The 24,765-nt window shown below is 67.8% G+C and carries 19 protein-coding genes; 8 read left to right on the plus strand and 11 right to left on the minus strand.

The window, feature by feature from the left end:
• Window positions 1-11: 11 nt before the first annotated feature.
• The 4 genes from rhaT to UAA55_RS07305 are packed head-to-tail and all read left to right on the plus strand — an operon-like array spanning window position 12 to window position 4,650.
• The gene (rhaT, locus tag UAA55_RS07290) at window positions 12-1,076 is read left to right on the plus strand and encodes an L-rhamnose/proton symporter RhaT (RefSeq protein WP_322952018.1); all 1,065 of its coding nucleotides are present in this window, start codon (window positions 12-14) and stop codon (window positions 1,074-1,076) included.
• Window positions 1,073-2,662, plus strand: coding sequence for a glycoside hydrolase family 43 protein (locus UAA55_RS07295; RefSeq protein ID WP_322952019.1), 1,590 nt, complete (start codon window positions 1,073-1,075; stop codon window positions 2,660-2,662). The genes rhaT and UAA55_RS07295 overlap by 4 nt, the downstream gene beginning before the upstream one ends.
• The gene (locus tag UAA55_RS07300; protein WP_322952020.1) at window positions 2,656-4,248 is read left to right on the plus strand and encodes an MGH1-like glycoside hydrolase domain-containing protein; all 1,593 of its coding nucleotides are present in this window, start codon (window positions 2,656-2,658) and stop codon (window positions 4,246-4,248) included. The genes UAA55_RS07295 and UAA55_RS07300 overlap by 7 nt, the downstream gene beginning before the upstream one ends.
• 54 nt (window positions 4,249-4,302) lie before the next feature.
• Window positions 4,303-4,650 (plus strand): cupin domain-containing protein, encoded by a 348-nt coding sequence (locus UAA55_RS07305; RefSeq protein ID WP_322952021.1) that lies wholly within the window; start codon window positions 4,303-4,305, stop codon window positions 4,648-4,650.
• Window positions 4,651-4,830: 180 nt separating this feature from the next.
• On the opposite strand, the gene UAA55_RS07310 is transcribed toward UAA55_RS07305, so the two are convergent.
• From UAA55_RS07310 to UAA55_RS07320, 3 genes are all read right to left on the minus strand, one after another.
• The gene (locus tag UAA55_RS07310) at window positions 4,831-10,920 is read right to left on the minus strand and encodes an autotransporter domain-containing protein (RefSeq protein WP_322952022.1); all 6,090 of its coding nucleotides are present in this window, start codon (window positions 10,918-10,920) and stop codon (window positions 4,831-4,833) included.
• On the minus strand, window positions 10,899-11,282 hold the full coding sequence (locus UAA55_RS07315; protein ID WP_322952023.1) for a hypothetical protein: 384 nt from the start codon (window positions 11,280-11,282) through the stop codon (window positions 10,899-10,901). Before UAA55_RS07315 ends, UAA55_RS07310 begins: the two co-directional genes overlap by 22 nt.
• Window positions 11,283-11,563: 281 nt before the next feature.
• Window positions 11,564-12,481, minus strand: coding sequence for a LysR family transcriptional regulator (locus tag UAA55_RS07320; RefSeq protein WP_322952024.1), 918 nt, complete (start codon window positions 12,479-12,481; stop codon window positions 11,564-11,566).
• 115 nt (window positions 12,482-12,596) lie between these two features.
• Here UAA55_RS07320 and UAA55_RS31460 point away from each other — a divergent pair, with 115 nt between their 5' ends.
• The gene (locus UAA55_RS31460; RefSeq protein ID WP_463667843.1) at window positions 12,597-13,490 is read left to right on the plus strand and encodes an SDR family NAD(P)-dependent oxidoreductase; all 894 of its coding nucleotides are present in this window, start codon (window positions 12,597-12,599) and stop codon (window positions 13,488-13,490) included.
• Here UAA55_RS31460 and UAA55_RS07335 read toward each other — a convergent pair.
• On the minus strand, window positions 13,451-14,623 hold the full coding sequence (locus UAA55_RS07335; RefSeq protein WP_322952025.1) for an SGNH/GDSL hydrolase family protein: 1,173 nt from the start codon (window positions 14,621-14,623) through the stop codon (window positions 13,451-13,453). The two genes, UAA55_RS31460 and UAA55_RS07335, sit on opposite strands and share 40 nt — an antisense overlap.
• Window positions 14,624-14,702: 79 nt before the next feature.
• Window positions 14,703-15,617, minus strand: a complete 915-nt coding sequence (locus tag UAA55_RS07340) for an SDR family oxidoreductase (RefSeq protein ID WP_322952026.1) — start codon at window positions 15,615-15,617, stop codon at window positions 14,703-14,705.
• A gap of 329 nt (window positions 15,618-15,946) precedes the next feature.
• Here UAA55_RS07340 and UAA55_RS07345 point away from each other — a divergent pair, with 329 nt between their 5' ends.
• A complete protein-coding gene (locus UAA55_RS07345) occupies window positions 15,947-17,929 on the plus strand; it encodes a PAS domain-containing sensor histidine kinase (RefSeq protein WP_322952423.1) in 1,983 nt (660 codons plus the stop codon).
• 177 nt (window positions 17,930-18,106) lie between these two features.
• Window positions 18,107-18,469: a response regulator transcription factor gene (locus UAA55_RS07350; protein WP_322952027.1), complete on the plus strand. Its 363-nt coding sequence runs from the start codon at window positions 18,107-18,109 to the stop codon at window positions 18,467-18,469.
• A gap of 30 nt (window positions 18,470-18,499) precedes the next feature.
• On the opposite strand, the gene UAA55_RS07355 is transcribed toward UAA55_RS07350, so the two are convergent.
• The 3 genes from UAA55_RS07355 to UAA55_RS07365 are packed head-to-tail and all read right to left on the minus strand — an operon-like array spanning window position 18,500 to window position 22,036.
• On the minus strand, window positions 18,500-19,519 hold the full coding sequence (locus UAA55_RS07355) for a dihydrodipicolinate synthase family protein (RefSeq protein ID WP_322952028.1): 1,020 nt from the start codon (window positions 19,517-19,519) through the stop codon (window positions 18,500-18,502).
• Window positions 19,520-19,550: 31 nt separating this feature from the next.
• Window positions 19,551-21,023, minus strand: a complete 1,473-nt coding sequence (locus tag UAA55_RS07360; protein ID WP_322952029.1) for an NAD-dependent succinate-semialdehyde dehydrogenase — start codon at window positions 21,021-21,023, stop codon at window positions 19,551-19,553.
• The gene (locus UAA55_RS07365; RefSeq protein WP_322952030.1) at window positions 21,020-22,036 is read right to left on the minus strand and encodes an ornithine cyclodeaminase family protein; all 1,017 of its coding nucleotides are present in this window, start codon (window positions 22,034-22,036) and stop codon (window positions 21,020-21,022) included. Before UAA55_RS07365 ends, UAA55_RS07360 begins: the two co-directional genes overlap by 4 nt.
• 211 nt (window positions 22,037-22,247) lie before the next feature.
• Here UAA55_RS07365 and UAA55_RS07370 point away from each other — a divergent pair, with 211 nt between their 5' ends.
• Window positions 22,248-22,901, plus strand: a complete 654-nt coding sequence (locus UAA55_RS07370) for a FadR/GntR family transcriptional regulator (RefSeq protein ID WP_322952031.1) — start codon at window positions 22,248-22,250, stop codon at window positions 22,899-22,901.
• Between the two features lie 105 nt (window positions 22,902-23,006).
• On the opposite strand, the gene UAA55_RS07375 is transcribed toward UAA55_RS07370, so the two are convergent.
• The 3 genes from UAA55_RS07375 to UAA55_RS07385 form a co-directional block, all read right to left on the minus strand.
• Window positions 23,007-23,525 carry a nuclear transport factor 2 family protein gene (locus UAA55_RS07375; protein ID WP_322952032.1) on the minus strand — a complete coding sequence of 173 codons (519 nt, stop codon included), beginning with the start codon at window positions 23,523-23,525 and terminating at the stop codon, window positions 23,007-23,009.
• Window positions 23,526-23,563: 38 nt separating this feature from the next.
• On the minus strand, window positions 23,564-24,325 hold the full coding sequence (locus UAA55_RS07380; RefSeq protein ID WP_322952033.1) for an SDR family NAD(P)-dependent oxidoreductase: 762 nt from the start codon (window positions 24,323-24,325) through the stop codon (window positions 23,564-23,566).
• A 135-nt stretch (window positions 24,326-24,460) separates the two neighbouring features.
• Window positions 24,461-24,700: a helix-turn-helix domain-containing protein gene (locus UAA55_RS07385; RefSeq protein ID WP_322952034.1), complete on the minus strand. Its 240-nt coding sequence runs from the start codon at window positions 24,698-24,700 to the stop codon at window positions 24,461-24,463.
• Between the last annotated feature and the right edge of the window lie 65 nt (window positions 24,701-24,765).

The raw sequence follows: 24,765 nt of genomic DNA on the forward strand, positions 1-24,765 counted from the left end.
AGACCGCGACCGTGCCGGCCAATCCCCTGCTGGGTGTGTTCTTCCATTGGTTGGGTGGCCTCGCCTCCGCCAGCTTCTACGTTCCGTATCGCGGCGTGAAACGCTGGTCGTGGGAGATTTATTGGCTGACGGGGGGCATCGTGTCCTGGCTGATCGCGCCCTGGCTGCTGGCCACCATCCAGACGCGGGACCTGGCCGGCGTCATGGGCCGCATCCCCCTGCCCACCCTGGTCTGGCCGGTGGTGTTCGGCATGCTGTGGGGATTTGGTGGGCTGACCTACGGCCTGACCATGCGCTATCTGGGCCTGTCCCTGGGCATGGCGGTGGTGCTGGGCCTGTGCACCGTGTTCGGGACCCTGATCCCACCCATCTTCCAGGGGGACCTGCAGGCCAAGCTGCTGGACAGCGCCAGCGGCAACATCGTGCTGCTGGGCCTGGCCGTCACCGTGGCCGGCATCGCCGTGGTGGCCCTGGCCGGCGCCGAAAAGGACCGGGATCCGGCGCCGGCGCGCACGGCTCAGGCCATCGCGGAGTTCGACTTCCGCAAGGGTCTGGCCGTGGCCGTCTTCTCGGGCGTCATGTCGTCCTGCTTCGCCTTCGGCCTGACGGCGGGCGAACCGGTGAAGGCCCTGTCGGCAGCGGCCGGCACGGGGCCGTTGTGGACCGGCCTGCCCGTGCTGTGCCTGGTGATGTTCGGCGGCCTGCTGACCAACGCCGTCTGGTGCGGCTGGCTGATCCGCCGCAACCGCAGCGCCGGGGAATGGCTGGGCCGGCCTTCAGCGTCGGGCGGCCGTCCGCCCCTGCTGACCAACTTCATCCTGTGCGCGCTGGCCGGCGCGGCCTGGTATTTCCAGTTCTTCTTCTACACCATGGGTGAAAGCCAGATGGGCCGCTTCGGCTTCTCCAGCTGGACCCTGCACATGGCCAGCATCATCATCTTCGGCACCCTCTGGGGTTTCGCCTTCCATGAATGGCGGGACGCCCGGCGGCGCGTGCGCTGGATGGTAGGGGGTGGCGTGGCGCTGCTGGTCTTCGCCACGATCATCATCGGCTACGGCAACAGTCTGGCGGCATGATGCGGACACGGTTCCTGCCGCTGGCCGCCGGGCTGGCGCTGGCGGCGTGCGTCCCGGCACCCAAAGGCGCGACCTACACCAACCCCATCCTGTACGCCGACTATTCCGACCCGGACGTCATCCGGGTGGGAGACGATTATTACCTGGTGGCGTCCAGCTTCCACTTCTCCCCCGGCATTCCCATCCTGCAGTCCCGCGACCTGGTGCACTGGTCCATCCTGGGACATGTCCTGCCCCGGCTGACCTTCGGGCCGGACTACAGCATGCCCGGGCCCTTCGCCCTGACCGACACCACGTCCAAGCCGACCACCAACACCCGCTATGCCGGCGGTGTATGGGCCCCGTCCATCCGCCATCACGACGGCCGCTTTTACGTCTACTGGCCCACGCCGGATGAGGGCATCTTCATGGCCACGGCCGCGCGGGCCGAGGGACCGTGGTCGGCGCCCGTCAAGGTCATCGATCAGCCCAAGCTGGAGGATCCCTGCCCCTTCTGGGATGAGGACGGCAGCGCCTGGCTGGTGCATTCGGTGCACGGCGCCGGGCCCCTGATCCTGCACCGCATGAGCCCGGACGGCACGCGGGTGCTGGACGCCGGCACGGTGATCGTGGAAGACAAGGCCGCCTTGCCCATCCTGGAAGGCCCCAAGCTCTACAAGCGCAACGGCTGGTACTACATCCTGGCGCCCTTCGGCGGGGTGGAGAAGGGGGCGCAGGTGGCCTTGCGGGCCCGCGACATCCGTGGCCCCTATGAGCACCAGGTGGTGCTGAGCCAAGGCACCACGGCACTGGCCGGCCCGCACCAGGGTGGCTGGGTGGAAACCCCGTCCGGCCAGGACTGGTTCGTCCACTTCAACAGCGCCGGCGCCTTCGGCCGCATCGTCCACCTGGAACCGGTGCGCTGGATCGACGACTGGCCTGTGATGGGCGACCGCATTCCCGGCACTTATGGCGGCCAGCCGGTGGCGACATACCCCACGCCCGACACGGGCGCGTCCACGAACGACCGCCTGCAGGATTCCGATGAGTTCACCGGCCCGGTCCTGGGCCCGCAGTGGGAATGGAACCACAACCCGGATGACAACGCCTGGAGCCTGACGGCCCGTCCCGGCTTCCTTCGCCTGACCGCCCGGCCGGCGGAGCATCTGGTGACGGCGCGCAACACCCTGACCCAGATCCTGCAAGGCCCCCGAAGCCGCGTCACCGCCCGCCTGGACCTCACCGCCATGACGCCAGGGCAGCGGGCCGGCCTGGCCCTGTTCGGGGTGAAACCCAGCTGGATCGGCGCCGTACGGGATCCGTCCGGCACCCACCTGGCTCTGGCCGTCGCCGGGGACGAAAACGCCGGCCCCGCCGTGGCGGCCAAGACCCTTGAGCTGCGGGCCGAGGTCGCACCCGACCAGACGGTGCGCTACAGCTACAGCCTGGATGAGGGCCGATCGTTCCAGCCGCTGGGCGGCGCCATCCCCCTCACCCGCTTTTCCTGGTGGAAGGGGGCGCGGCCCGCCCTGTTCACCTTCACGCGCGGCGCCGACACCGGCGGCTTCGTCGACGTCGATTGGCTGCATGTGGAGCGGACATGGTGACCTTGCCCCGCCGCGACTTCCTCGCTGGATCCGCCGCCCTGGCGGGCCTGGGCCTGGCTCGTGGAACCAGCGCGGACGAGGCGCGCGACACGCCGCGCTACACCACGGACAACGCCCGCTGGCAGATGGCCTATGACAAGGCGCTGGCCATCCTGGACGGCAATGTCCAGGTGCTGCCCCACATCAGCCGGCCGGTGCTGATCGAGGGCTCGGTCTATCGCGGCATCTGGCAGGAGTGCGGGCCGCACGAGAGTTTGGTGTATCGCAAGTTCCGTCCCGACGTGGCCCGTGACAGCCACCTGACCTTCTTTGAGCTGCAACGCGCCGACGGCCAGCTGCCGGCCAACAACAAGGTGACGGAGACCGGCTTCGGCCAAATTCAAATGGTGGTGCCCATCGCCGCCACGGCCTGGGAGCTGGCCCGCGCCACCGGTGACGGGGAGTTGCTGGAAACGGCCTATCGCGCCTGTGCCGCCTGGGACGGCTGGCTGACGCGGTATCGCGACACGCGCGGCACCGGGCTGGTGGAGGGCTTCTGCACCTATGACACCGGGCACGACAACAGCCCGCGCTGGGCGGGCGTGCCCAACCAGTGCCCCAACAAGGACGCGCGTCGGCACGCTCCCCTGCCTACGCTCCCGCGCCTCTGCCCCGACCTGTCGGCCACCGTTTATGGTGGTCGCCGCGCGCTGGCGGCCATGGCCACGGCCCTGGGCCGGAAGGGCGAGGCCGACCACTGGATGGAGCGGGCTGAAATCCTGCGCGGCTTGATCCTGTCCCACCTTTATGTGGCCGAAGACGCCGCCTTTTATGATCTGGATGCGGAGAACGGCTTCGTCCGCGTCCGCTCCGACGTCCTGAGCCGGGTATGCGGCGAGCACGTGCCGGACGCGGCATTGTTCGACCAGCTGTGGACCCGCCAGCTGCACAACCCGGCCGCCTTCTGGGGTCCCTATCCTCTGGCCTCCGTCGCCTTGAACGATCCCGCCTTCGTGCGGCCCATTCCCTCCAACAGTTGGGGCGGCGCCACCCAGGCCCTGACCGCCCTGCGGGCGGGGCGCTGGTTCGACCATTACGGCCGGTCGGCCGAGTTTTCCGTCATGATGGGCCGCTGGTGCCAGGCCATCCAGACGGACATGAGCTTCCGCCAGCAGATGGACCCGATGACCGGCGTCTTCACGGCCGGCGAGGACCAGCCCAACTACTCCCCCACCGCTCTGGTCATGGTCGACTACACCTGGCGGCTGGTGGGCGTGTGCGAAGACGCGGACGCGTTGCACTGGAACATCCGCCCCGGTCACGAGGCGGCGCGGGGAACCCGCCTGTCCCTGCCCATGGACAACGGCAAGACCGCCACCATCGCCTATCGGAACAAGGGCGCCGTGCTGCGCCTGGCTGGACGGGAGGTCGCCCGCGTCGAAGGGGGCGCGGCGCGCCTGATGACGGGCAAGGACGGTTCCCCCCGAGCCCTGGTGGGTATAGAACCGGGGGTGCAGACCGTCACCCTGCACCTGCCTGGACATCTGACGGACCGGCCTCGCCGCACCCTGACCCTGCGCGCCAATGAGCGGATGCCGCTTGCCTGACCCGCTGGCGCCCCACCAGAATACGCGTCTCCGCCACCCCGATGGTATCGCCCGATGACCATGCCACCTGGCAACCTGCTGACCGGCCTGCCCTCCGCCCGGGAGACCGAGCGGTTCATCGACATCCTGCGCCGCCCCGGCTGCCGTATCGAGCAGATCGTCTCCCACGGGCAGGTGACCCCGGTCGACCAGCCCTATTGCCAGGCGCATGACGAGTGGGTGCTGGTCCTGGCTGGCGCCGCGCGGGTGGAGGTGGCCGGGCGCGAGACGGCCCTGTGGCCCGGCGACCATCTGTTCATCCCAGCCGGTGCCAGCCACCGGGTGACCTACACCGACACCGGCCGGCCCACCGTCTGGCTGGCCATCCACATCGGTGAGACCGCGCCAGACCACCAGGGATGACACGGCCGGCGGCTGGCCCAACAGGTCGGCCACGATGCGCAGGCGCTACGCCAGGTCCTGGCTGGACGCCGGGGTTATTGTCAACTGGGAAGCCACCGGCGACGACAAGCCAACCACAAATGAAACGGCCCGGCAGCTTTCCCCGCCGGGCCGTTGTCATCTGTGCGCCTTACGCCCGTCTTACCAGCTGAGGCGGAAGCCGGCGGTGAAGACGTGGTCGGTCTCGTGCCGGCGGAGCGTGCCGTCGTAGTTGGCGTAGAGGTTCAGGTTGTCGCCTTCCTGCAGCGTCAGGCCGCCACCGATCCCCAGCGCGTTGGCGCCGGTGTCGGGGCCGGTCACGGCGAAGGTGGTGCCCGCCAGCGCGGCCTGGCTGGTCAGCGCCCGGTCGCGGAAGTCGTGCAGCCAGGCCGCGCGCAGGGCCGGGGTGATCACCGTGCCGCCGTCCGTCTTCCAGCTGGCCGAGGCCCGGCCGCCCACGCTGCTCTGCAGCGCCGTGGCGTCCAGGTCCTGCAGCACCAGGTCCAGGGCGCCCGCCCCCGTCTCGGTGAAGCCGTCGCGGCCCACCTTCAGCCACTGGATGCCGGCCTGCGGCTCCAAGGTCAGGTTGGACACCCGCACCCGGTAACCGGCCGTGACACCCGCCGACAGCTCGTCACCCTTGGTGTGGCCGAAGGCCGTGCGGCTGAGGCCGCCGAAGCCCAGGGTCCGCGCCGTGTCGTACTGGTCGTAGGTGTAGCCGGCGTTGCCGGTGACGAAGAGGCCATCCCCCAGGTCGACGTTGCCGTAGGCCGACAGGCCGTAGCTGCTGGTCTCATTGGACCCGCCCGAGGTGCTCTGCAGCAGCACGCCGGCCAGGCCCACGGTCACCCCTGGCGCCACCGTGCGGTCGCCGCCGAACAGGCCGCCGCCGGTGTTGCTGTGGCCGCCCGCGGCGTTGCCGTCACTGTCCACCCGGGTGAACGCCCCCAGGCCCTGGGCCCAGAAGTGCCAGCCCGCCTCCGGCGCCGAGCCGGCCGCCGCCCCGCGCTCGTCCGCCACCGGCATCGCCACGGCGTCGCCGCCGCTGGCGACGCTGGTGTAGAGCGTGCGGCCGACCAACTGGGCCTGCATCGTACCCTGCATGCCGCCCGCCACGCCGTCCCGCACCGCCGCCAGGCGCTGGCCCAGCACCTGCGTCACCGCCAGGCCCCGGTTCAGGCTGTAGGCCACGATGTTCGCCTGGCTGCCGCCGCCGATCTGCGCCAGGGCATCCAGCGACGCCCCCACCGTGGGCAGGCTGTACAGCGCCTTCAGCACGGTGTTGAGGTCGGCGTTGCCGGCCCCGGTCAGCCCCGCCACCACGCGGCCCATGGTCCGCTGGTTCGTGTTGGCGCCCAAGGACGCCAAGCTGCCATAGGTGGGGGTGACGTACAGGTCGATGGCGTTGCCGCCATACAGCGCCGTGAACTGCGTGCCGGCCAGCAGCCCGCTGCCGGGCTGGGTGATGCTGGCGAAGGTGCCCTGCACGCCGCCAGCCGCCTGCACGATGGTGAAATCCGTGCCCAGGCCGGGAGTGTAGGTGTTGGTGGCCTTGCCCGACATGCCGCGCAGGTTGGGCTGCAGCACCGCGCCGGAACCGATGACGTAGCTGCCGCCCGTCACCAGGACGCGGGAGTAGTTGCCGTAGCCGGCCCCGGTGCCCGTGCCGTCGATGTCGATGGACAGCACCGACTTGGCCGCTTGCGTCAGCCCGTTGGTGAAGGTCAGCGTGCCTGGCGAGTTGCCGGGCGCCAGGATGCCGGAGACGGAGGCCTGGCCAGTCACCACGCCGGCGCCGCGCAACGCGCCACCGGAACCAATGGCCACATTGCCGCTGATGGTGCCGTTCATCGACACCTTGCCCGCGTCCACCGTCACCGACTGGCTGATGGTGCCACCGGCATCCACCGTCATGACCGGCGTGGCGCTGGCGATCTGCGAGGCCGAGACCGTCGCGCCCGACACCTGCACCGGCGCGTTCACGTTGCCGGAGATCGACAGGCTGCCACCCGTGACCTGCACCGGCTGGCTGCTGACGATGGTGCCGCCGCTGGCCACCGACACGTTGCCCCCGCTGACCGTCACCGGCGCCGTGATGGTGCCCGCCACGTTCACGCTGCCCGCGCTGGCCGTCACCGACTGCGTCACCACGCCGCCGCTGCTGATCGACACGCTGGCGCCCGAACCCGACACCGTCACGGGCGCCAGGATCGTACCCGCGACGTTCACATTGCCGGCACTGGCCGTCACAGATTGCGTCACCAAGCCACCGCTGGCAATCGACACGCTGGCGCCCGAACCCGACACCGTCACAGGCGCCAGGATCGTGCCCGCCACGTTCACGCTGCCCGCGCTGGCCATCACCGACTGCGTCACCAAGCCGCCACTGCTGATCGACACGCTGGCCGAGCTGTCGCTGACCTGCACTGGGGCCGCGATCACACCGGAGACGTTGACCGAGCCGCCGCTGATCTGCATCGGCTTGTCACTGGCGACCACGCCGCCGCTGGCGATCGACAGGCCGCCCGAGGATACCTGGATGGGAGTGGAGGTGTTGACCACGCCGCCCCTGCCCACAGCCACATCACCGCCGCTGACCACCACCGGCGCCGTCACAGTACCGCCGACCGCCACCGAACCACCACTGACGTTCACCGTCTGCGTGCCGGCGATGGTGGCGCCAGAGCCAAGGCTGATCGTGCCGGCGGACACCTGGCCGACCGAGGCGCTGCCGCCGCTGATGTTGACGGAACCGCCGGCGATGGTGTTCAGCGTCGACTGGCCGCCGCTGATATTCACCGTGCCGCTGCTGATGGTGTTCAGCGTGGGATTGCCGTCGGTCACATTGACCGTGCCGCCCGCCACTTGGTCCACCGTGGTCGATCCGCCGCTAATGGTCGTGCTGCTGCCGGCCCCGATGGTGCCGTCCAAGACGGTGACCACCAGTTCGGTGTGGCCGCCCACAACCGTGGTGGTCGATGTCAGGCTATGGCCAGGCGCCACGAGGTTGTAGCCCGTGTAGGACGACGCCATGTCACCGGCGGACAGGATGGTGTAGGTCTGGCCGTTCATCAGGCTGAAACCGGAAGTGGTGTTCAGGATGATGGCGCCGCCGCTGACCGCCGCGGTGCCGCTGATGTTCAAGCCGCCATAGGTGTTGGCTGACGACACACCCACCAGCAGCGCGCCCGAACCCGACTGCGCGTAGTTGCCCGCCACATTGACGATCGTGTCCACGCGCAGCGTGGCGCTGCCGGTATTGGTCAGCGTGTGGGACCCCACGTTCACGTCGACGCCCAGCGCCAAGTTGCCGCTGGACAGAACCACGTTGCTGGCCGTGTTCGTGAGCGTGCCGGCCGTGCCGTTCATACCAATGAACTTGCCGAACGTATCCCCGGTGCCGCCAACAATGACCAAGTCGCTGGACGAGCTGTTGATGACGTTGCCCGCGATCACCCCACTGTTCACCAGGGTACCCAGCACGCCGGTGTTCCGGATGGCCGCCACGCCGCCGGCGATGGTGCCACTGTTGGACAAGGCGCCGATGGTGCCGGTGTTCAGGATACCGGTTTGGCCACCCTGGATCAGGCCGCTGTTGGTCAGCGTGCCAATAAGCGCCGTCGATGCGGCATTGGCGATACCGACGCCGGCCCCACCCTGGATGGTGCCGCTGTTGACCAGAACGTCAATCGTGCTGGCCAGGGGTGCCAGCGTGGTGAAGACGGTGGAGATGATGTTGTCGTATCCGAAGCCACCGACCGTAATGGAACGGGTGACTTCCACCACGGTTTCCTGGCCATTGACGATGCCGGACTGATCGCCGCTGAGCATGCCGGCGTTGGTCAGCGTCCCGATCCTGCCGGCCATGGGGATGCTGTCGGTCCGCAAGGCGAATTCAAGATCGTAGTAGATTTGGCGCACAGTGCCAAAATTCTGGAGACCACTGCCGGTGGCGGCGATGGTGCCGCTGTTCGCCATGGTGCCGATGGTGCCGACGACGCCGACACCGGCCAAGCCCGCCGTGATGACGCCGCTGTTATTGATGGACCCGACGGTGGCGCCGTAGACGGTGCTCACCCCCATCAAACTGCTGGCGAAGCCTTTCAACAGAATGCCCGTGCCGGCAGCGCCGGCGGCAATGGTGCCGGCATTGGCCAAGCTGTCCAGCGTCACGGTGCTCATGGTGCCACCCACCTGCACGCCCGCTTGGATGCCAGCGATCGTTCCCCCGGTGGCGTTCATCAGAAGGCCGGTGCGCGCGGCCAGCAGGTCCACGCCCACGGCGACCGATCCCACGGTGTCCTGGATCAAGCCGCTGTTCAGTAGCGTGCCGATGCTGCCGCCCACGTTGATGGCCGCCGTCGGGCCCAATCCCAGGATGCTGCCGCCCGCTTCATTGGCCAGGGTGCCGATGCTGCCGTTTATGGGAAGGACGGCATAGGGATTGACGCTTTGGCCGGTGCGGATGCCCGCCGCCCCGGCGATGACACCGCTGTTGCTGATGGTGCCGACGTTGGCGGAGCTGAGGACCAGGCCGCCGCTGTAGCTATAACCTGACGCGATGGTACTCACGGTGGCGCCCCGAATGGTACCGGTGTTGGTGATGGCGCCGATGTTGGTGACGGGGGCTGTGGCTGTGGCCGACCCGCTTACGGCCAAGCCCTGCACTCGCCCCTGGATCAGGCCGTTGTTGATGATGGAGGATACGCGCGCCGCACTTCCGATACCGACGCCGATACCGGCATAGGGCGTGGCGGAACCTATGGTCGCTCCCGCAAGATTGGTCAGCGTGCCGACCGTCGCGATGCTTACGGAGGACAAATACGTGTAGCCGTGCACACTGATATCGCCGATCGTGCCGGCGTTCACCACCGTGCCCACGGTGGCGGTGTCAACCGCGACGCCCAGCTGACCGGCGGCGATGGTGCCGCCGGCATTATTGCTGATGACACCGACGACGGCGCCATTGGCGACGGAAAGCGCGGTGCCGCCATAGACGATGGTCCCACCAAAGGGCGATGAACCGGCCAGGATACGGCCATCGTTGACGATCGCCGCGACCGTCTCGCGGCCACCGATGGCGATGCCTCCATTCCCGCTGATGACGGTTCCGCCCGAATGGTTGGCGATGGTGCCGACCTGGCCGGCAACCGTATCGTATGAATACAGTTGTATAGCCGTGCCGCTGCTGATGGAGGGATCGCCCCCGATCAGGCCGTCATTAACCAGCGCACCGATGCTGCCACCCTGGAACTGCAGCGCGTTCATGGCCGTGATGGTGCCGCCTGCCAGGTTCAGCAGGCTGTCGATCCGGGGTTGCGCCGCGCCCGTCAGGCTGGACACGGATCCGCTTAACGCGACGTAATAGCCTTTGATCAGGCCGCTATTGGATAGAGTGCCGATGGTCCCGCCCATCAGCTGGATCGCACCCTTGTTCTGCTGAATCGTTCCAGTGCTGGTGTTGATCAGGCTGCCGATGCTGGCCGCCGATTGGCCCACCGCACCATCGGACGTCAGACTGATGCCCGCGCCGGAGAAGACGGTGCCACCGCTGATCAGGCCCTGGTTGAGCAAGGTGCCGATGGTGCTGTCGACCAGGCGCATTGCGGTGCCGCCGACGATGGTGCCGCCGATACTGTTGATCAGTGTCCCTATATGAGGGGCATCCGGCACGTCTGCAGCGGACATGATGATGCCCGCCGACGTCGTCCCGGCGATGGTACCGCTGTTTGTCAGCGTGTCGATCACCCCACCGTGGAAAGAAATGCCCTGATAGCCGAGAATGGTTCCGGTCCGACCGTTCACCAGCTGTGAGATCGATGCGATGGCCGGGATCGTTCCCACCACGGAAAAGGTGTGGGAATCCAGCTGATAAAGATCCTCGGATACCAACATGATCGCAGGCGAGAAAGCGCCGCCGAAAGTGGAACCATTGCCGAGAATGGAACCATTATTGACGAGGGTACCAACGCTCCCACCCCCTAGTTCAATAGCGACCCCTCCAAACCCGGAGGCCTTGATCACCGCGCCCTGCATGTTCGTCAGCGTGTCGATGCTGGCGATGGTCGTAGCCGCGCTGACGGGTGACCACTGCGAATACAACAGGATGCCGTATGATCCACCGATGGTGCCGCTGTTGACGAGACTGCCGGCGTGGCTGAACATCTGAATACCGACGCCCTGCCCACTGGGCGCCACGGCCAGGATGGTGCCACTGTTGGTGATCAGGTTCACCGGACGGTTAAAATCCACGCCCACGGCATTGCCCAAGCTGCCCTGGGCCAGGATGGTTCCCGCATTGGCGAAGGCTGATGCGGTCCCCCCATAATGACGCCGACGGCGACTCCATTGCTGACACCGACCGTTATAAGACCGTTGTTGGCCAAGGTGCCGATGGAGGAGTTGGCTTGAACCAGGACAGCTACCTTGGACGCGAACGATCCCGTCTCGCTGATCGTGCCGTTATTCGTCAGATTGCCGGAACCCACGGAAATTGGACCAGAAGCCGACGTTATGGTGGTGTCCGCCCGCGCGCCGGAGGAAGTGGCGGCAATGGCGAGCGCGGAGGCGGACAGCAGCAGAGCGCTCAGGCAACGGGGCGACACCTTGGACATCAGGGCTCCTTGGAATATGACTTTATCGCTATGGGGAAGGCAATGGATCGGAAGTAAGGCGGACACATTTGTATTATCTCATCAGATAATTGCAATCATTGCGCAGTGAGACGCCCAAGCCGTCCACGCGTCACAAGATTTTTCCACGACCTTGCGCTACTGTTGTAACCAACGGCGGCGTGACCGGAATGAAACTGGGTCCCGCGGCCCCCCTTTGGGGCTTGCCAAGGGGAACGGCCGCCACCCCCTGACGCGACTCCTTCCATTATCCCTGAAGCGGCTCAGCCCTCCACAAACAACGCCGATGACGCCATCACCGCGACCATGTGATCGATGAACGCGCGCACGCGGCGGGGCACCAGGCCGCCGCCGACATATACGGCGTTGACCATCTCCAGGTCGCCGGGGTTGTAGGCTTCCAACACAGGCACCAGGTCGCCGCGGGCGATCTGTTCGGCCACATGCCAACGGCTGAGGCGCGCCAGGCCCATGCCGGCCAGTGTCATCTGTCGCAGGGTTTCGCCGTTGTTGACCTGCAGCGTGCCCGTCACCGGCATTTCCACCTCCCGCCCCCCCTCCCGGAAGGGCCACCCCACCCGGCTGCGGCGGAAGTTGAAGCCCAGGCAGTTGTGACGGGCGAGATCGGCCGGCGCCTGTGGCGTGCCGTGGCGCGCCAGGTAGTCGGGGGCCGCGCAGATCACCCGCCGGCTCTGCCCCAGCTTGCGGGCCACCAGGGCGCTGTCCGGCAGGGTGCCCACGCGGAAGGCCAGGTCGGCCTTCCGCGCCAGCAGGTTCACCACGTCGTCGGTCAGGCTGAGATCGATGGTCAGGTCGGGATGGCGCTCGAGAAAGGCCGGCAGGGAGGGTGCCAGCACATGCGTGCCGAAGGGGACGGAGGCGTTGATGACCAGCCGGCCGCGCACCGTGCCCGACCCCACCGCCTGGTCGGCGTCGTCCAAGGCGCGCAAGGCCCGCTCCGCCGCCTGCAGATACCCCCGCCCCTCATCCGTCAGGGCCAGCGCCCGGGTGGTGCGGTTCAGCAGGCGGGCGCCCAGCCGCGCCTCCAGCCGGGCGACCAGCTTGCTGACGGCGGACGGCGTCAAGTCCAGGGTACGGGCGGCGGCGGAAAAGCCCCCTTCCCGCACCACGCGGACGAACACCTCCATCTCGCCGGAGCGTTCCATCTGCACGCGCGCCATTTGATCCTGCTATTCACAGATATTATTCTTGTTTAGTCCATACCCTGCCTGCCCGCCAGTCCCTAGGTTGACGGCGTAACGTCATCGGGACGTGAGGATTTGAGGAGTTTGGGTCATGGACCTCAAGATCGCGGGCAAGACGGCCCTGGTCACCGGATCGACGGCCGGCATCGGTCTGGAAATCGCTCGCAAGCTGGCGGTGGAAGGGGCCGGCGTCGTCCTGTCCGGCCGCGACCAGGAGAAGCTGGACCAGGCGGCGGCGGGCATCCGCGCCTCGGGCGGTGCCACCGTGAGCGGCGTGCGCGCCGACATCACCACGGCCCAGGGCGCGGCCGAGCTGCTGCGCCAGGTGCCATCGGTGGACATCCTGGTCAACAACCTGGGCATCTATGAAAGCAAGCCCTTCGCCGACATCTCGGATGCGGATTGGCAGCGCTATTTCGACGTCAACGTCATGAGCGGCGTGCGCCTGACCCGGCACTATTTCCCGCAGATGCTGACGCGCGATGACGGCCGGGTCATCTTCGTCTCCAGCGAGACCGGCCTGGCGGTCGACCCGGCCATGATCCACTACGCCATGACCAAGACGGCGCAGCTGTCCATCGCGCGCGGCCTGGCTGGCCAGACCAAGGGCACGCGGGTGACCGTCAATTCGGTCATGCCCGGCCCCACCCGGTCGGAAGGCATCGTGGATTTCCTGCGCAGCGTGTCCAGCAAGCCGGACGCCACGGTGGCGGAAGCGGAGGCCGAGTTCTTCGCCACCGCCCGGTCCCGGATCACTGCTGCAACGCATGATCGAGCCGGAGGAGATCGCCAATATGGTGGCCTTCCTGGCCAGCCCCCTATCGGCCGCCACCAACGGCGCCGCTGTCCGGCTGGAAGGCGGGCTGATCAACACACTGGCGTAAGGCCTGCGCCTCTGGGCCGTTATGGGAGTTCTGAAATCAGAACTCCCACAAGCGCTCTATCTCACTTCGCTTGCCACACCTCGGGATGGGCGTCCATGTAGTCGCCCAATGCCTTGGCGATCTTGGCGTCGTCCGCCAGGCTGGGATGGGAATGACAGCCGCTGAAGGCAATGTCATGCATGGGCAGGAAGGCCAGGCGGCTATCGCCCGCCGCATGCAGCTTGTCCGCCACCTTGGCCACTTCCGCCGCGATCTCGCCATCGGCCATATCGGTCGCCCACAGCAGGAAATAGGCTTGAGGATTGTGGGCACGTAGGGCTTTCACGAAGTCGACGTAGGTCAACTCATAATCGGCGTGCAGGGCGTCGCGGGTGGCCCACTTCTCCCCCGCGTGCAGGGGCGTGGTGAAGTCGTTGGTGCCCAGGGCGATGACGATGACCTGGGGATGCCAGGCCGGATCGTCATAGCGGACGGCATGGTCGAACAGGGTGTAAGGGTAGGCCTGCGGCAGGGTGTCGGCGGCGAAGCCGTTGTAGTTGCGGACGATGCCCCGGCCGGAGATGGCGTTCACCTGGTAATCGGCACCATAGCGGCCGGCCAGGCGCGGCGCGATGCCTTGCGAGGTATCGGTTGTGTCCCACACCTCGGCCGTCGTGCATGTCTGCTGGAACGCCGCCTGGTCCGCGATGTTGCCGTAGCCCACGGTGTGGCTGTCGCCGATGAACTCGATCTGCCGCACCCGCGCCGGAATGGGCAGCGGCTTGGTGCCCGCCGGGGCGTAAAAACCGCCGAAGGCGCTGGGGCCCGCCTGGGTTTCACTGGCGGTGTCGACGCGCAGGGTATGCGCACCCGCCTTCAGTCCCGTGACGCGATAGACACCCGGCTTGGGCTTCACCAGCGCCGCCGGCGCGCCGCCATCGACGCTGATGCGCAGACTGACGTCGCCAGGGCCGACGCGGAACAGGGCCGAAGGCCCCATGAAGCGGGTCTCGACATAGGTGCCCGGCCACTGCCGGCGGAAACCGCCGTCGCTCCCTTCGGCCAGCACACGGCCGCCGATGTGCCCCGGCAGGACCGCGGCGCCAGCGGGCAGGTCGGCAACGGGCTCCACCTTGGGTGCCCCGTCACGGGCCATCTCACCATGGGCCGCCGCGTCCCTGGCCAGGACCGGGCCGGTGGCCAGGATGGCCGTAAGCGACAGAACGAACGCCGACATCATGTTCAGGGACTTCACCGCGATTCTCCCACCATCAGACTTATATGCCAAATGGCGGGAGAGTAGCGGTATCGGTTGCCGCCTGCCAGTCCGGGAACTACAGCGTCCCAAGCTGACCGTAGGGGTGCGGCCGCAGGATGTCCTCGAGCCCGATGCGTCGCAGAAGCTCGGCCCGCACCCGGTCGGCGACACCGTTCACCACCTCGCAGCCATCGCTGGCGGGATCGACGTGGGTGCGAAAGGGACGCTGGCCATACGGCATCTCCACCACCCGGGCCAGGGCGTCGGCGACAAGACGGGCATCGGCGTCCGGTGGTTCCAACTTGGCCAGGCCCGCCTCCGCCACCTCGGCCATGCCCTTGTCGGGCCCCTGCTCATAGGCCAGGACGGTGGCCAGATCCGCCGGCCGGCCGGCATGGGCGAAGTGGTTGGTGCCCTTGGTGAAAGCCCCCGGCACCAGGATGTTGGTCTCGATGCCCCAGCGCGCCAGTTCGCCGGCGTAGCTGACGGCCAGGCTGTCCATGGCGGCCTTGGCGGCGAAATAGGGCGCCAGGTACGGCGGCGTGCCGCCGCGGGCGCTGCTGGACGACACCCAGATCACCAGGCCCCGGCGCTGGCGCCGCATCTGTGGCAGCACGGCGCGATTCACCCGCTGGGTGCCGATGACGTTGATGTCGTAAAGCTCGGCGAACTGCTCGGGCGTGAACGCCTCCGCCGGGCCCAGAGACATGTGGCCGGCATTGTGCACCAGCACGTCGATGCGGCCGTGTATGGCGACGATGGTGTCCACCGCCCGGTCCACCGATGCCTGCGACTGCACATCCATCTCTATCGTCCGCAGGTCGGACCGATGGTCCTCCGCCCAGGTCGCCGCCTCAACCACCGCCCGCGCGTTGCGGGTGGTGGTGTCGCGCATGCCGGCGTAGACGGTGTGGCCGTTCAGGGCCAGGGCGCGCACGGCCAGGGCGCCGAAGCCGCTGGACGCGCCGGTGACGAGGATGACCTTGGACATTGGCGGGACGCTCTTCCTGGGGTTGGACGCCGGTTGGGTTGAAGGCCCAGGGACCGGCGGGACGAGGGGAAGGTTAGGGCGCCGGCGCCGCGGCCCAACAGACACACCTAGGTTTGCCCATACCTTGGTTTATCCCCGCGCCCCATAAGCAATCGAACGCGGATTTCGTTGCACAAATGCGATACTATTTACCAACCGCTAGGCCCTTGATTATCCTGGGCATGACGCAACACCGCAGGCCCGGCCTGGACAATAAACACGGGCGGACCATGGGCCCCTCTCCTTCGCACCCCCGTCGGGCGGCGCCGCGCCGGCGGTTACGGCGCTTGGTGGCGCTGGCCAGCCATGGCCGCGCGCAATGCCTGGCGGCGGCCGTGCTGGCGCTGCTGATCTTTTCCGCCGACGCCTTCAGCCCGCTGCAGGGGGCGGTGGCCGTGCTGTATACCGCCGTCGTGCTGTTGGTGGCCATCTCCCACGGACGGCGGGCGGTGACGCTCACGGGCCTGACCTGCGCCGCCCTGACCGGCGGCGCCTTCCTGGCCGGCCATCTGGACGATCTGTCGGAAGGGGCGGCCATGCGCCTGGCCGTCAGCCTGACGGCCATAGCCATCACCACCTTGCTGTCGCTCAGCAATCGCAGCGCCCGCACCGCCATGGCGGAGCAGGCCCGCATCCTGGAGCTGACGCACGACACCGTGGTCATCCACGACGCCGACGGCGTCATCCGCTATTGGAACGATGGCGCGGAACATCTGTACGGCTGGACCCGGGAGGAGGCGCTGGGCCAACCCTGTCAGCAGCTGCTGCAGACCGCTTACCCGGCGGACGAGGTGCGCCAGGCCCTTGCCCAGGCCGGCCACTGGTCCGGCGAGCTGACACGGGTGCGCCGCGACGGCCGCCGCATCGTGCTGGCCAGCCGCTGGCTGGCGCGCTTCGACGGCCAGGGTGGCAACATCGGCATTATCGAAACCAGCGCCGACCTGACGGAACAGCGGCGGGCGGACGCGGAACGCCAGAGGTCCGAGGGACGCTATCGCGCCATCTTCAACGCCGCCGGCTTCGCCATCTGGGAGTCGGACTGGACGGACGCCTTCCGCGTGCTGGAAAGGGCGCGCGACCTGGGCGGCGGCGACCTCAAGGCCGGCCTGGCCCTGCACCCCGATCTGATCCGGCAGGCGGGCCAGGCAACCCGCATCCGCGCCATCAACGCCGCCGCCGTCCGCCTGTTCGAGGCCGAGGGGGCGGAACAGCTGCTGGCGGGCAGCATCGTCGCCATGTACACGCCCAGCAGCGAGGCCGCCCTGGTCCAGGTGTTCGCGGCCCTGTCGGCGGGAGAACGCATGGTGGAGGCGGAAGGCCAGTTCCGCACCCTGTCGGGCGGCATGGTGGACGTGGTCCTCCGTGTCACCGTCCCGCCGGAGGATGAGGACTGGTCGCGCATCCTGGTCATGGCGCTGGACGTGACGGAGCGCAACCAGGTCCAGGCCAAGCTGGCGCAACTGAGGACCGAGCTGGCGCATGTGTCGCGCATGAGCACGCTGGGCCAGCTGGCGGCCTCCATCGCGCATGAGGTCAACCAGCCGCTGTCGGCCATCATCACCTACGGCAAGACGGGCCGCCGCTGGCTGGCGCGGGGGCCGGAGCACGCGCATGAGGTGGAGGACTGCCTGCAGCATGTGGTGACCAACGGCACCCGCGCCGCCGACGTCATCGCCCGCATCCGCGCGCTGGCCCGCAAGGCGCCGCCCAAGGCCGACAGCCTGGCGGTGGAGGCGCTGGTGGCCGAGACCGTCGCCCTGGTGGGTCGCGAGGTGCAGGCCAAGGCCATCGCCGTCCGCGTCCTGTGCCCCCCTAATCTGCCGCCGGTCCGGGGCGACAAGGTGCAGGTGCAGCAGGTGCTGATGAACCTGCTGATGAACGCCATCCAGGCCACCGCCGCGCAGGTGACTCCGATCGTGGATGGCGATACCGACCGTGACATCACCATCCTGGCGGAGCGGGCGGGCGACCTGGTTCGGGTGGCCGTGCGCGACAGCGGCGGCGGCATCCAGAACGTGGAGCCGGCGGCCCTGTTCGAGCCCTTCTTCACCACCAAGGCCGATGGCATGGGCATGGGCCTGTCCATCTGCCGTTCCATCATCGAGGCGCACGGCGGCCAGATCAGTGCCGCCAACAACGACGGCGGCACCGGGGGGACCCGACGAGGCGCCACCTTCGCCTTCACCCTGCCGGTGGCGCCGCAGGAACAGGCGCCCGATGAGAAGGTTGATCGGGATACCGCCGGCGAAAGTGGCGACGCGCACGCCGCGTGACCCCGTGCCAATTCGCGCTGCCGCCAATTAACATCTATGTATGATGGGCTCTTCCCGCCGGTCGGGTTACAGGGGGGCGGTTGACGGAGATGCGCGGCGCCAACAGCGCGCACCCTCTGCCGGCCCTTGACTGGCCGGTGCGCGTCTGGAGGCGGAGTAAGGGCCCTGAGCAATCCCATGATCGCGATCGTCGACGATGACGCGGAAGTCCGCGGCAGCCTGCTGAGCCTCATGCGCTCCGCCGGGTTCGATGCCCGGGGCTTTGATGGGGCGATGGCGTTCCTGGATTCCCCATGGCTGGGTCAGGCCGCCTGCCTGATCACCGACCTGCACATGCCGGCCATGGACGGCCTTGGCCTGCAGGCGGCGTTGCGCGATGCCGGCAGCGATCTTCCCGTCATCATCATGACCGCCTTCGCCGACCCCATCCTGCGCCAGCGGGCGCTGGATGCTGGCGCTGTGGCCTTCCTGTGCAAACCCCTGGACCCGGAGGAGCTGCTGGCCAGGGTCGAGGCGACGGTGGCGGGGCGGCACGCCTAGCCCCTTCCCATCCGCGGAAGGACAACCCGCTCACGCCGGATTCCTTCCCACGAAGAACTCGCGGAATGGATCCATGCTGGGCTGCAGGCCTGCATCGACCAGGCCCTTGCGTAGCGCCGCCATCTGCGGATCGTGGATACGTTGGGTGGGCATGCGCAACGGGCCGCCGTTATAGCCCTGCAGCCAGCCCTGGAACTTCCAGGCCTGGCGGTTGATGAAGTTGCCGCCATGCATTTGGGCACCCAGGGCGCCTTTGATCTTTCGGGCGGGATGCAGCTGCCAGTAGATGGCCGTCGCCTCGTCGAACTTGCCCTCGCGCAGCAGGGTGAAGACGCGCGGGATCATGGAACCGTAGTACTCATGGTCGCTGGTGGCCGACAGCTGGATGGGCATGATCTGGCTGAGCGGGATCAGCTCCCCCTCGATGGGCATGGAGATCACCACTTCCTTGCCGAACAGGCGGTCGCACTCGATCACGCTCTGGATGGAGGGGAAGCCACCCTCCGCCTTGATGGCGGCGATGTTGGGGCAGTCGTCCAGCAGGCGCCGGATCAGGCTGGCCGGGATGTCGGACGGATGGATGCGGCTGGAGAAGCCCCACAGGAACATGGGGAACAGCATGACGGCCAGGTTGGTCGCGTCGCACACCGCCTTGGTATAGTCGTAGACGTCCTGCTCGCTCTCCGGATAAAAGTTGGGCGGATAGGACAGCAGCACGAACTCCGCCCCCGCCGCCTCCGCCCCGCGCACGGCCTCAATGTTCTGTTCCAGGTTGTTCCAGCTGGCGTGATGGGTCACCACCAGGCGCTCGCCGGCCTCATCCTTGATGATGCGCAGGAAATCCAGATACTCCACCAGGGTGATCGACACCTCTGACACGCCCAGCGTGCCTATGAAGCCATGCTCGATGGCCAGGCGGGTGTCGTGGCGGATGGCCGCCTCGTTGATGCGGGTCAGGTCCGAGGTGAAGGATGGGATGGTGCAATTGATCACGCCCACCAGTTTTTCACGCGCCCACTCGCGCGCCTCGTTACGGCGATAGCCGGCCATAGCCTTGTTCCTTCTTCTTCCGCGTCGCCGCTCAGACGCCGCTGCGCGCGCCTTCCCAAGCGAGGTATTTCAATTCCAGATACTCATCGATGCCGTAGATGGAGCCCTCGCGGCCCAGTCCGGACTGCTTGACCCCGCCGAAGGGCGCGACCTCGTTGGAGATCAGGCCGGTGTTGATGCCGACCATGCCGCTCTCCAGCGCCGCCGCCACCCGCCAGATGCGTTCGGCGTCCCCGGCGAACAGATAGGCCGCCAGACCGAATTCCGTGTCGTTGGCCAGGCGGATGGCCTGGGCCTCGTCAAGGAAGCGGATCAGCGGCGCCACCGGCCCGAACGTCTCCTCCCGGCAGATGCGCATGTCGGCGGTGACGCCGGTCAGCACGGTGGGCTGGAAGAAGCGGCCGCCCCGGGCATGGCGACCACCGCCCTGCGCCACCGAGGCGCCCCGGGCCACCGCGTCGGCGATGTGCGCCTCCACCTTGGCCACGGCGTCATCGTCGATCAGGGGGCCCTGCTGCACACCGTCCTCGAACCCGTCGCCGACCCGCAGATTTCCCACGGCCTGGGCCAGCCTGGCGGCGAAGGCGTCATAAATGCCATTCTGCACATAGACACGGTTGGCGCTGATGCAGGCCTGGCCGGTGTTGCGGTACTTGGTGGCGATCAGGCCGGCCACGGCCTTGTCGACATCGGCGTCGTCGAACACCAGGAAGGGAGCGTTGCCGCCCAGTTCCATGGACATCTTCTTGATGGTCGCCGCCGACTGGGCGATCAGCACGCGGCCCACCTCGGTCGACCCCGTGAAGGTGATCTTGCGCACCAGGGGATTGCCGGTCAGTTCCGCCCCCACGACGCGCGCCGGGCCGGTGACGACGTTCAGCACACCGGCCGGCACCCCCGCCTGGGCCGCCAGCGCCGCCAGGGCGAAGGCGGTCAGCGGGGTCTGCTCCGCCGGCTTCACCACCATGGTGCAGCCGGCCGCCAGGGCCGGCGCCGCCTTGCGCGTGATCATGGCCGCCGGGAAATTCCAGGGCGTGATGGCGGCGCAGACGCCCACCGGTTCCTTCAGGGTGACGATGCGGCGACCAGGTTCGGGGGCGGCCATGACATCGCCCTTCACCCGTTTGGCCTCCTCCGCGAACCATTCGACGAAGGACGCGGCATAGGCGACCTCGCCCTTGGCCTCGGCGTAGGGCTTGCCCTCCTCCAGCACGATCAGGCGGGCCAGGTCGTCGGCGTGCGTGACCATCAGGTCGAACCAGCGCCGCAGAATGATGGAGCGCGCCTTGCCGGACAGTGCCCGCCATGCCGGCAGCGCGCGATGGGCGACCTCGACGGCGCCCGCCACCTCGTCCCGGCCGAACTGCGGGATCAGGGCCAATTGCTCGCCCGTCGAGGGGTTCAGCAGCGGCCGGCCTTCCCCCGACCTGGCCGTGACCCAGGCGCCGTCCACATAGGCGGCGGATTTCAAGAGGGTGGGATCGTTCAAGAGAGCCGAGGTCATTTCTTGCCTTTCCGCACCGGCGTGATGCTGACGGGCAGCATCGTGCCGATGCCCAATTGCCGTGCCCGGCCGGCGCACAGCGCGGCGACCGCCAGGTCTTGGATGGCGGCACCCACCGACTTGTAGAGCAGGATCTGGTCCGGTGCCGTGCGCGCGGGATGCCGCCCGCCGATGACGTCGGCCAAGGCGACCAGCCGGCCCTCCCAGCCGACGCCCGCCCGCGCGGCGGCGATCATGTCGCCGGTGTCGTGCGCCACCTCCTCCACCATGTCGGCGACGATCAGGTCGGCGCGGCGGATGGCCTCCGGATCCAGTTCGCGCTGTTCCGGCAGGGTGGAGCCGATGGAGATGACGGTCATGCCGGGCCGCAGCCACCCGCCCAGCAGGGTCGGGCTTTCATCGCGGGACCGTGCGGCGCAGATCGCCACGTCGGCGTCCCCCAGCGTGGCCCGCGCGCTGTCAGCGTCGCGCATGGGGATGCCCAAATCGCCCAGTTCCGCGATGAAGCGGGCGCGGCTGTCCGGGTTGGGGCTGTAGACCGACACTTGGTCGAGGGGCCGCAGGGCCGCCAGGGCGCGGACATGGTTCTTGGCCTCGAAACCCGAACCGATGACCGCCACCCGCAGGGCGCCCGCCGACGCCAGCGCGTCCGCCACCACGGCGGAGGTGACGGCGGTGCGGAAGCCGGTGATGGAATTGCCGTCCAGCAGGGCCACCAGTTCGGCCGTTTCCTGATCCAGCAGGGGGATGAGATAGGAGGCGACGCCGGCCCGGATGTTGGCCGAGATGAGCTTGGCCCCCATCAAGCCACCGTCCGGGGCGATGCCGCTGAGGGTACGCAGCCACAGTCCCTGCCGCCGCGCCATGGTGCGCGGCGGAAACAGATCGGGTGCAGCAGGTGCCGCGTACGCCGTCTTCAGCGCGTCCGCCGCCGCCTTCCAGTCAAAGACCGACCGAACATCAGCATCGGTCAGGAAAAGCGGCAGCGGGGTTGGTTCGGTGTTCTGGGACATGAAGGCCCTTCGATTTCGGTGCCCAAAGGACGCGGCCACCCATTGGTGGAAGGCCCCGCATCGCGCCGCGTTCCAGGCCCGTGCGGTCCCTCTCAGCTACACGTCACAGATCAATACGTCAATCGATTTGAATCAATATTGTTATTGATCAGATTGAGCGGGGCGGGGAAATCGTTAAGATGCGGTGGTGGAGGAAGCGCCGGTGAAAGCTGTGGATGACCTGGACCGTTTGCGGGATTTGATCGAGGCGACCGGGCGTACCGGCGAACAGCGCCTGCCCCCGGAACCCAAGCTGGGCGAGGTGCTGGGGGTTTCGCGTGGGAAGTTGCGCACGCTCCTCAAACGGGTCGAGGAAGAGGGGCTGATCTGGCGCCACGTTGGCAAGGGCACCTTCATCGGCCAGCGCGACCTCAGCGCCGAGGCGCAGACCCCGCTCCCCATCAGCCTGGGCGACATCATGGAGGCCCGGCTGGTCCTGGAACCCCAACTGGCCGCCCAGGCTGCGATCCATTCGACCGCAGCCGACCTTCAGGCGATGGATGCGTGTCTGGCGGAGATGTCCGAATCCAGGTCCTTGCCCTTATGGAGGCGCCTGGACGAACGCCTGCACCGGACCGTCGCCGAAGCCAGCCATAACATGCTGTTATTGCTGCTGTACGATACCCTGCGCGCCCAAGGCCGCCCCAGCCTCAACAGCCGGATCGATGCGGTTTATGGCACGGCCGCCACCTCGGCGACGGCGGCGTCGGACGTGGAGCATCGTTCCCTGGTCGACGCCATCCGCGCGCACGATCCCGAGCGCGCGGAAAATTGCATGCACGACCACCTCCGGTCAGTCAGGACGAAGCTGTTCGGACTGAGATAGGCCGCTCAATCTGCCATATTGATATGCATTAATATGGGCACTCTCGCCGGCCTGCCAAGCCGGAGTCCCCGCCCCCAATGCCACGATCCCATCCAATCGACAAATCTAGGGACCCGCCGGCAGATCCTTGCTCGTGGGATCCCAATGTTCATCGGCTTTCCCGTCCTTGAAACGCCACATGTCGAACCATGTGGTCGTATAGGTCTTCGACGAGTCCTTCGGGTCCTTCAGGACACGCGGGAAGACCACGGTCACCAGATCACCTTCCGCCAACACGGCGACCACAGGCGTCGCCATCTTCTCCGGCACCGGCTTCGGCGCCCGCTTGAACATCTTGCTGAAGAAAGCCACCACATGGTCGCGGCCGGACGGGACCAAGGGATTGTGCTGGTGGTAGCCGGCCGTCAGCCAGCGATCCGCCTCATCCCAATGATCGGCTTCAAGCAGGTCCTTCACGATATGATAGGCCGCCTGCTTGTTGCGGTTGAGCATGGGATCGGGGCTGGCGAACAGCGCGTCCGCATCCCTTGCCCCCACCACGGCCTCCTGCGCGCCGGCGCCGCCAATGGCGCCAGCCGCGGACGGGGCGATACCCACCGGAAGAACGCTGAGGGTTCCCCGCATGCTGATCCGCTCCCCCGATTTCGATTATTGACGTTCGGCTATTGAAGATTGACGAAGGCGCCGCCGTCCACCAGCAGGGCGGCGCCGGTGACGTAGCGCGCCATGTCGGAGGCCAGGAAGACGATGGGGCCGGCCAGGTCCTCCGGCACGCCCAGGCGGCCCAGGGGGATGCGTGCGGCCATGCGGGCGCGCTTTTCCGGGTCGGCCAAGTCGTCCTTGTTGATGGCGGTCTGGATGGTGCCGGGCAGGACGGAGTTGCAGCGGATGCCGTGGCGGCCCAGGGCGATGGCGCAGGACTGCATGAGCGAATGCACCCCCGCCTTGGTGGGGGTGTAGTGGGTCTGGTACTCGCCGCCCACCAGGGCACTGATGGAACTGACGGCGATGATGGACCCGCCCCGCCCCTGCTCCACCATCCGCCGGGCCGCCGCCTGCACCATGAAGTAGGCGCCGTGCAGGTTGACGCGCATCGTGCGCTCCAGCACCTCCACCGGCATGTCGAGGAAGGCGTGGAAGGGGCAGATGCCGGCGTTGCTGACGAAGACGTCGACGCCACCGAACGCCTCCACCGCCGCCTGGACGAAGGCGGGGGCCGCGTCCGGGTCGGCCACGTCGGAACGGACGGCGAGGACGCGCCGGCCCAGGGCGGTGATGGCGTCCACCACCGCCGCCGCCTCCCCCTCATCGCCCAGGTAATTGATGGCGACGTCGGCGCCGGCGCGGGCGCTTTCGATGGCGGCGGCACGCCCTATCCCCTGGGACCCGCCGGTGATCAGCACCGTTTTCCCTTCAAGCAGCATGGATTTTTCCTTCACGTTTGCCGGCGCCGACGCCGGCGGTTCATGCCTTCTGCCGGCGTGGCCGGCGGCGACCGGCCCGCTCACTCCACCCCAGTTCACGACTGATGGCCAGGGCCGAGCCGGCCACCTGGGCGGTCAGGCCCTCCATGCGGGCGTCGCTAAGCTGAGGTAACCGCGATCCACCAGGGCCGACGCCAACCGACGGACGGTGGACTTGGTCAGGCCCAGGCGCTCCGACAGCGCCGGCAACGCGACGATCCCCTCGGCCACGACATCAATGACATCCAGCCCCCGCAGCAGGGTCTGGCTGCCCGACGGCGCGCCCTTGCCCTTCTCCTCGGGTTCCGCATCACGGGATTTTCTCGAATATCCCATATTGATCTTTCCGATGTCGCATCATGGAATTATTTACCGATCGCGGCGCGACGGACAGGGATTAT

The sequence above is a fragment of the Nitrospirillum guanabarense genome, from assembly GCF_034653355.1.
Classification (GTDB): domain Bacteria; phylum Pseudomonadota; class Alphaproteobacteria; order Azospirillales; family Azospirillaceae; genus Nitrospirillum.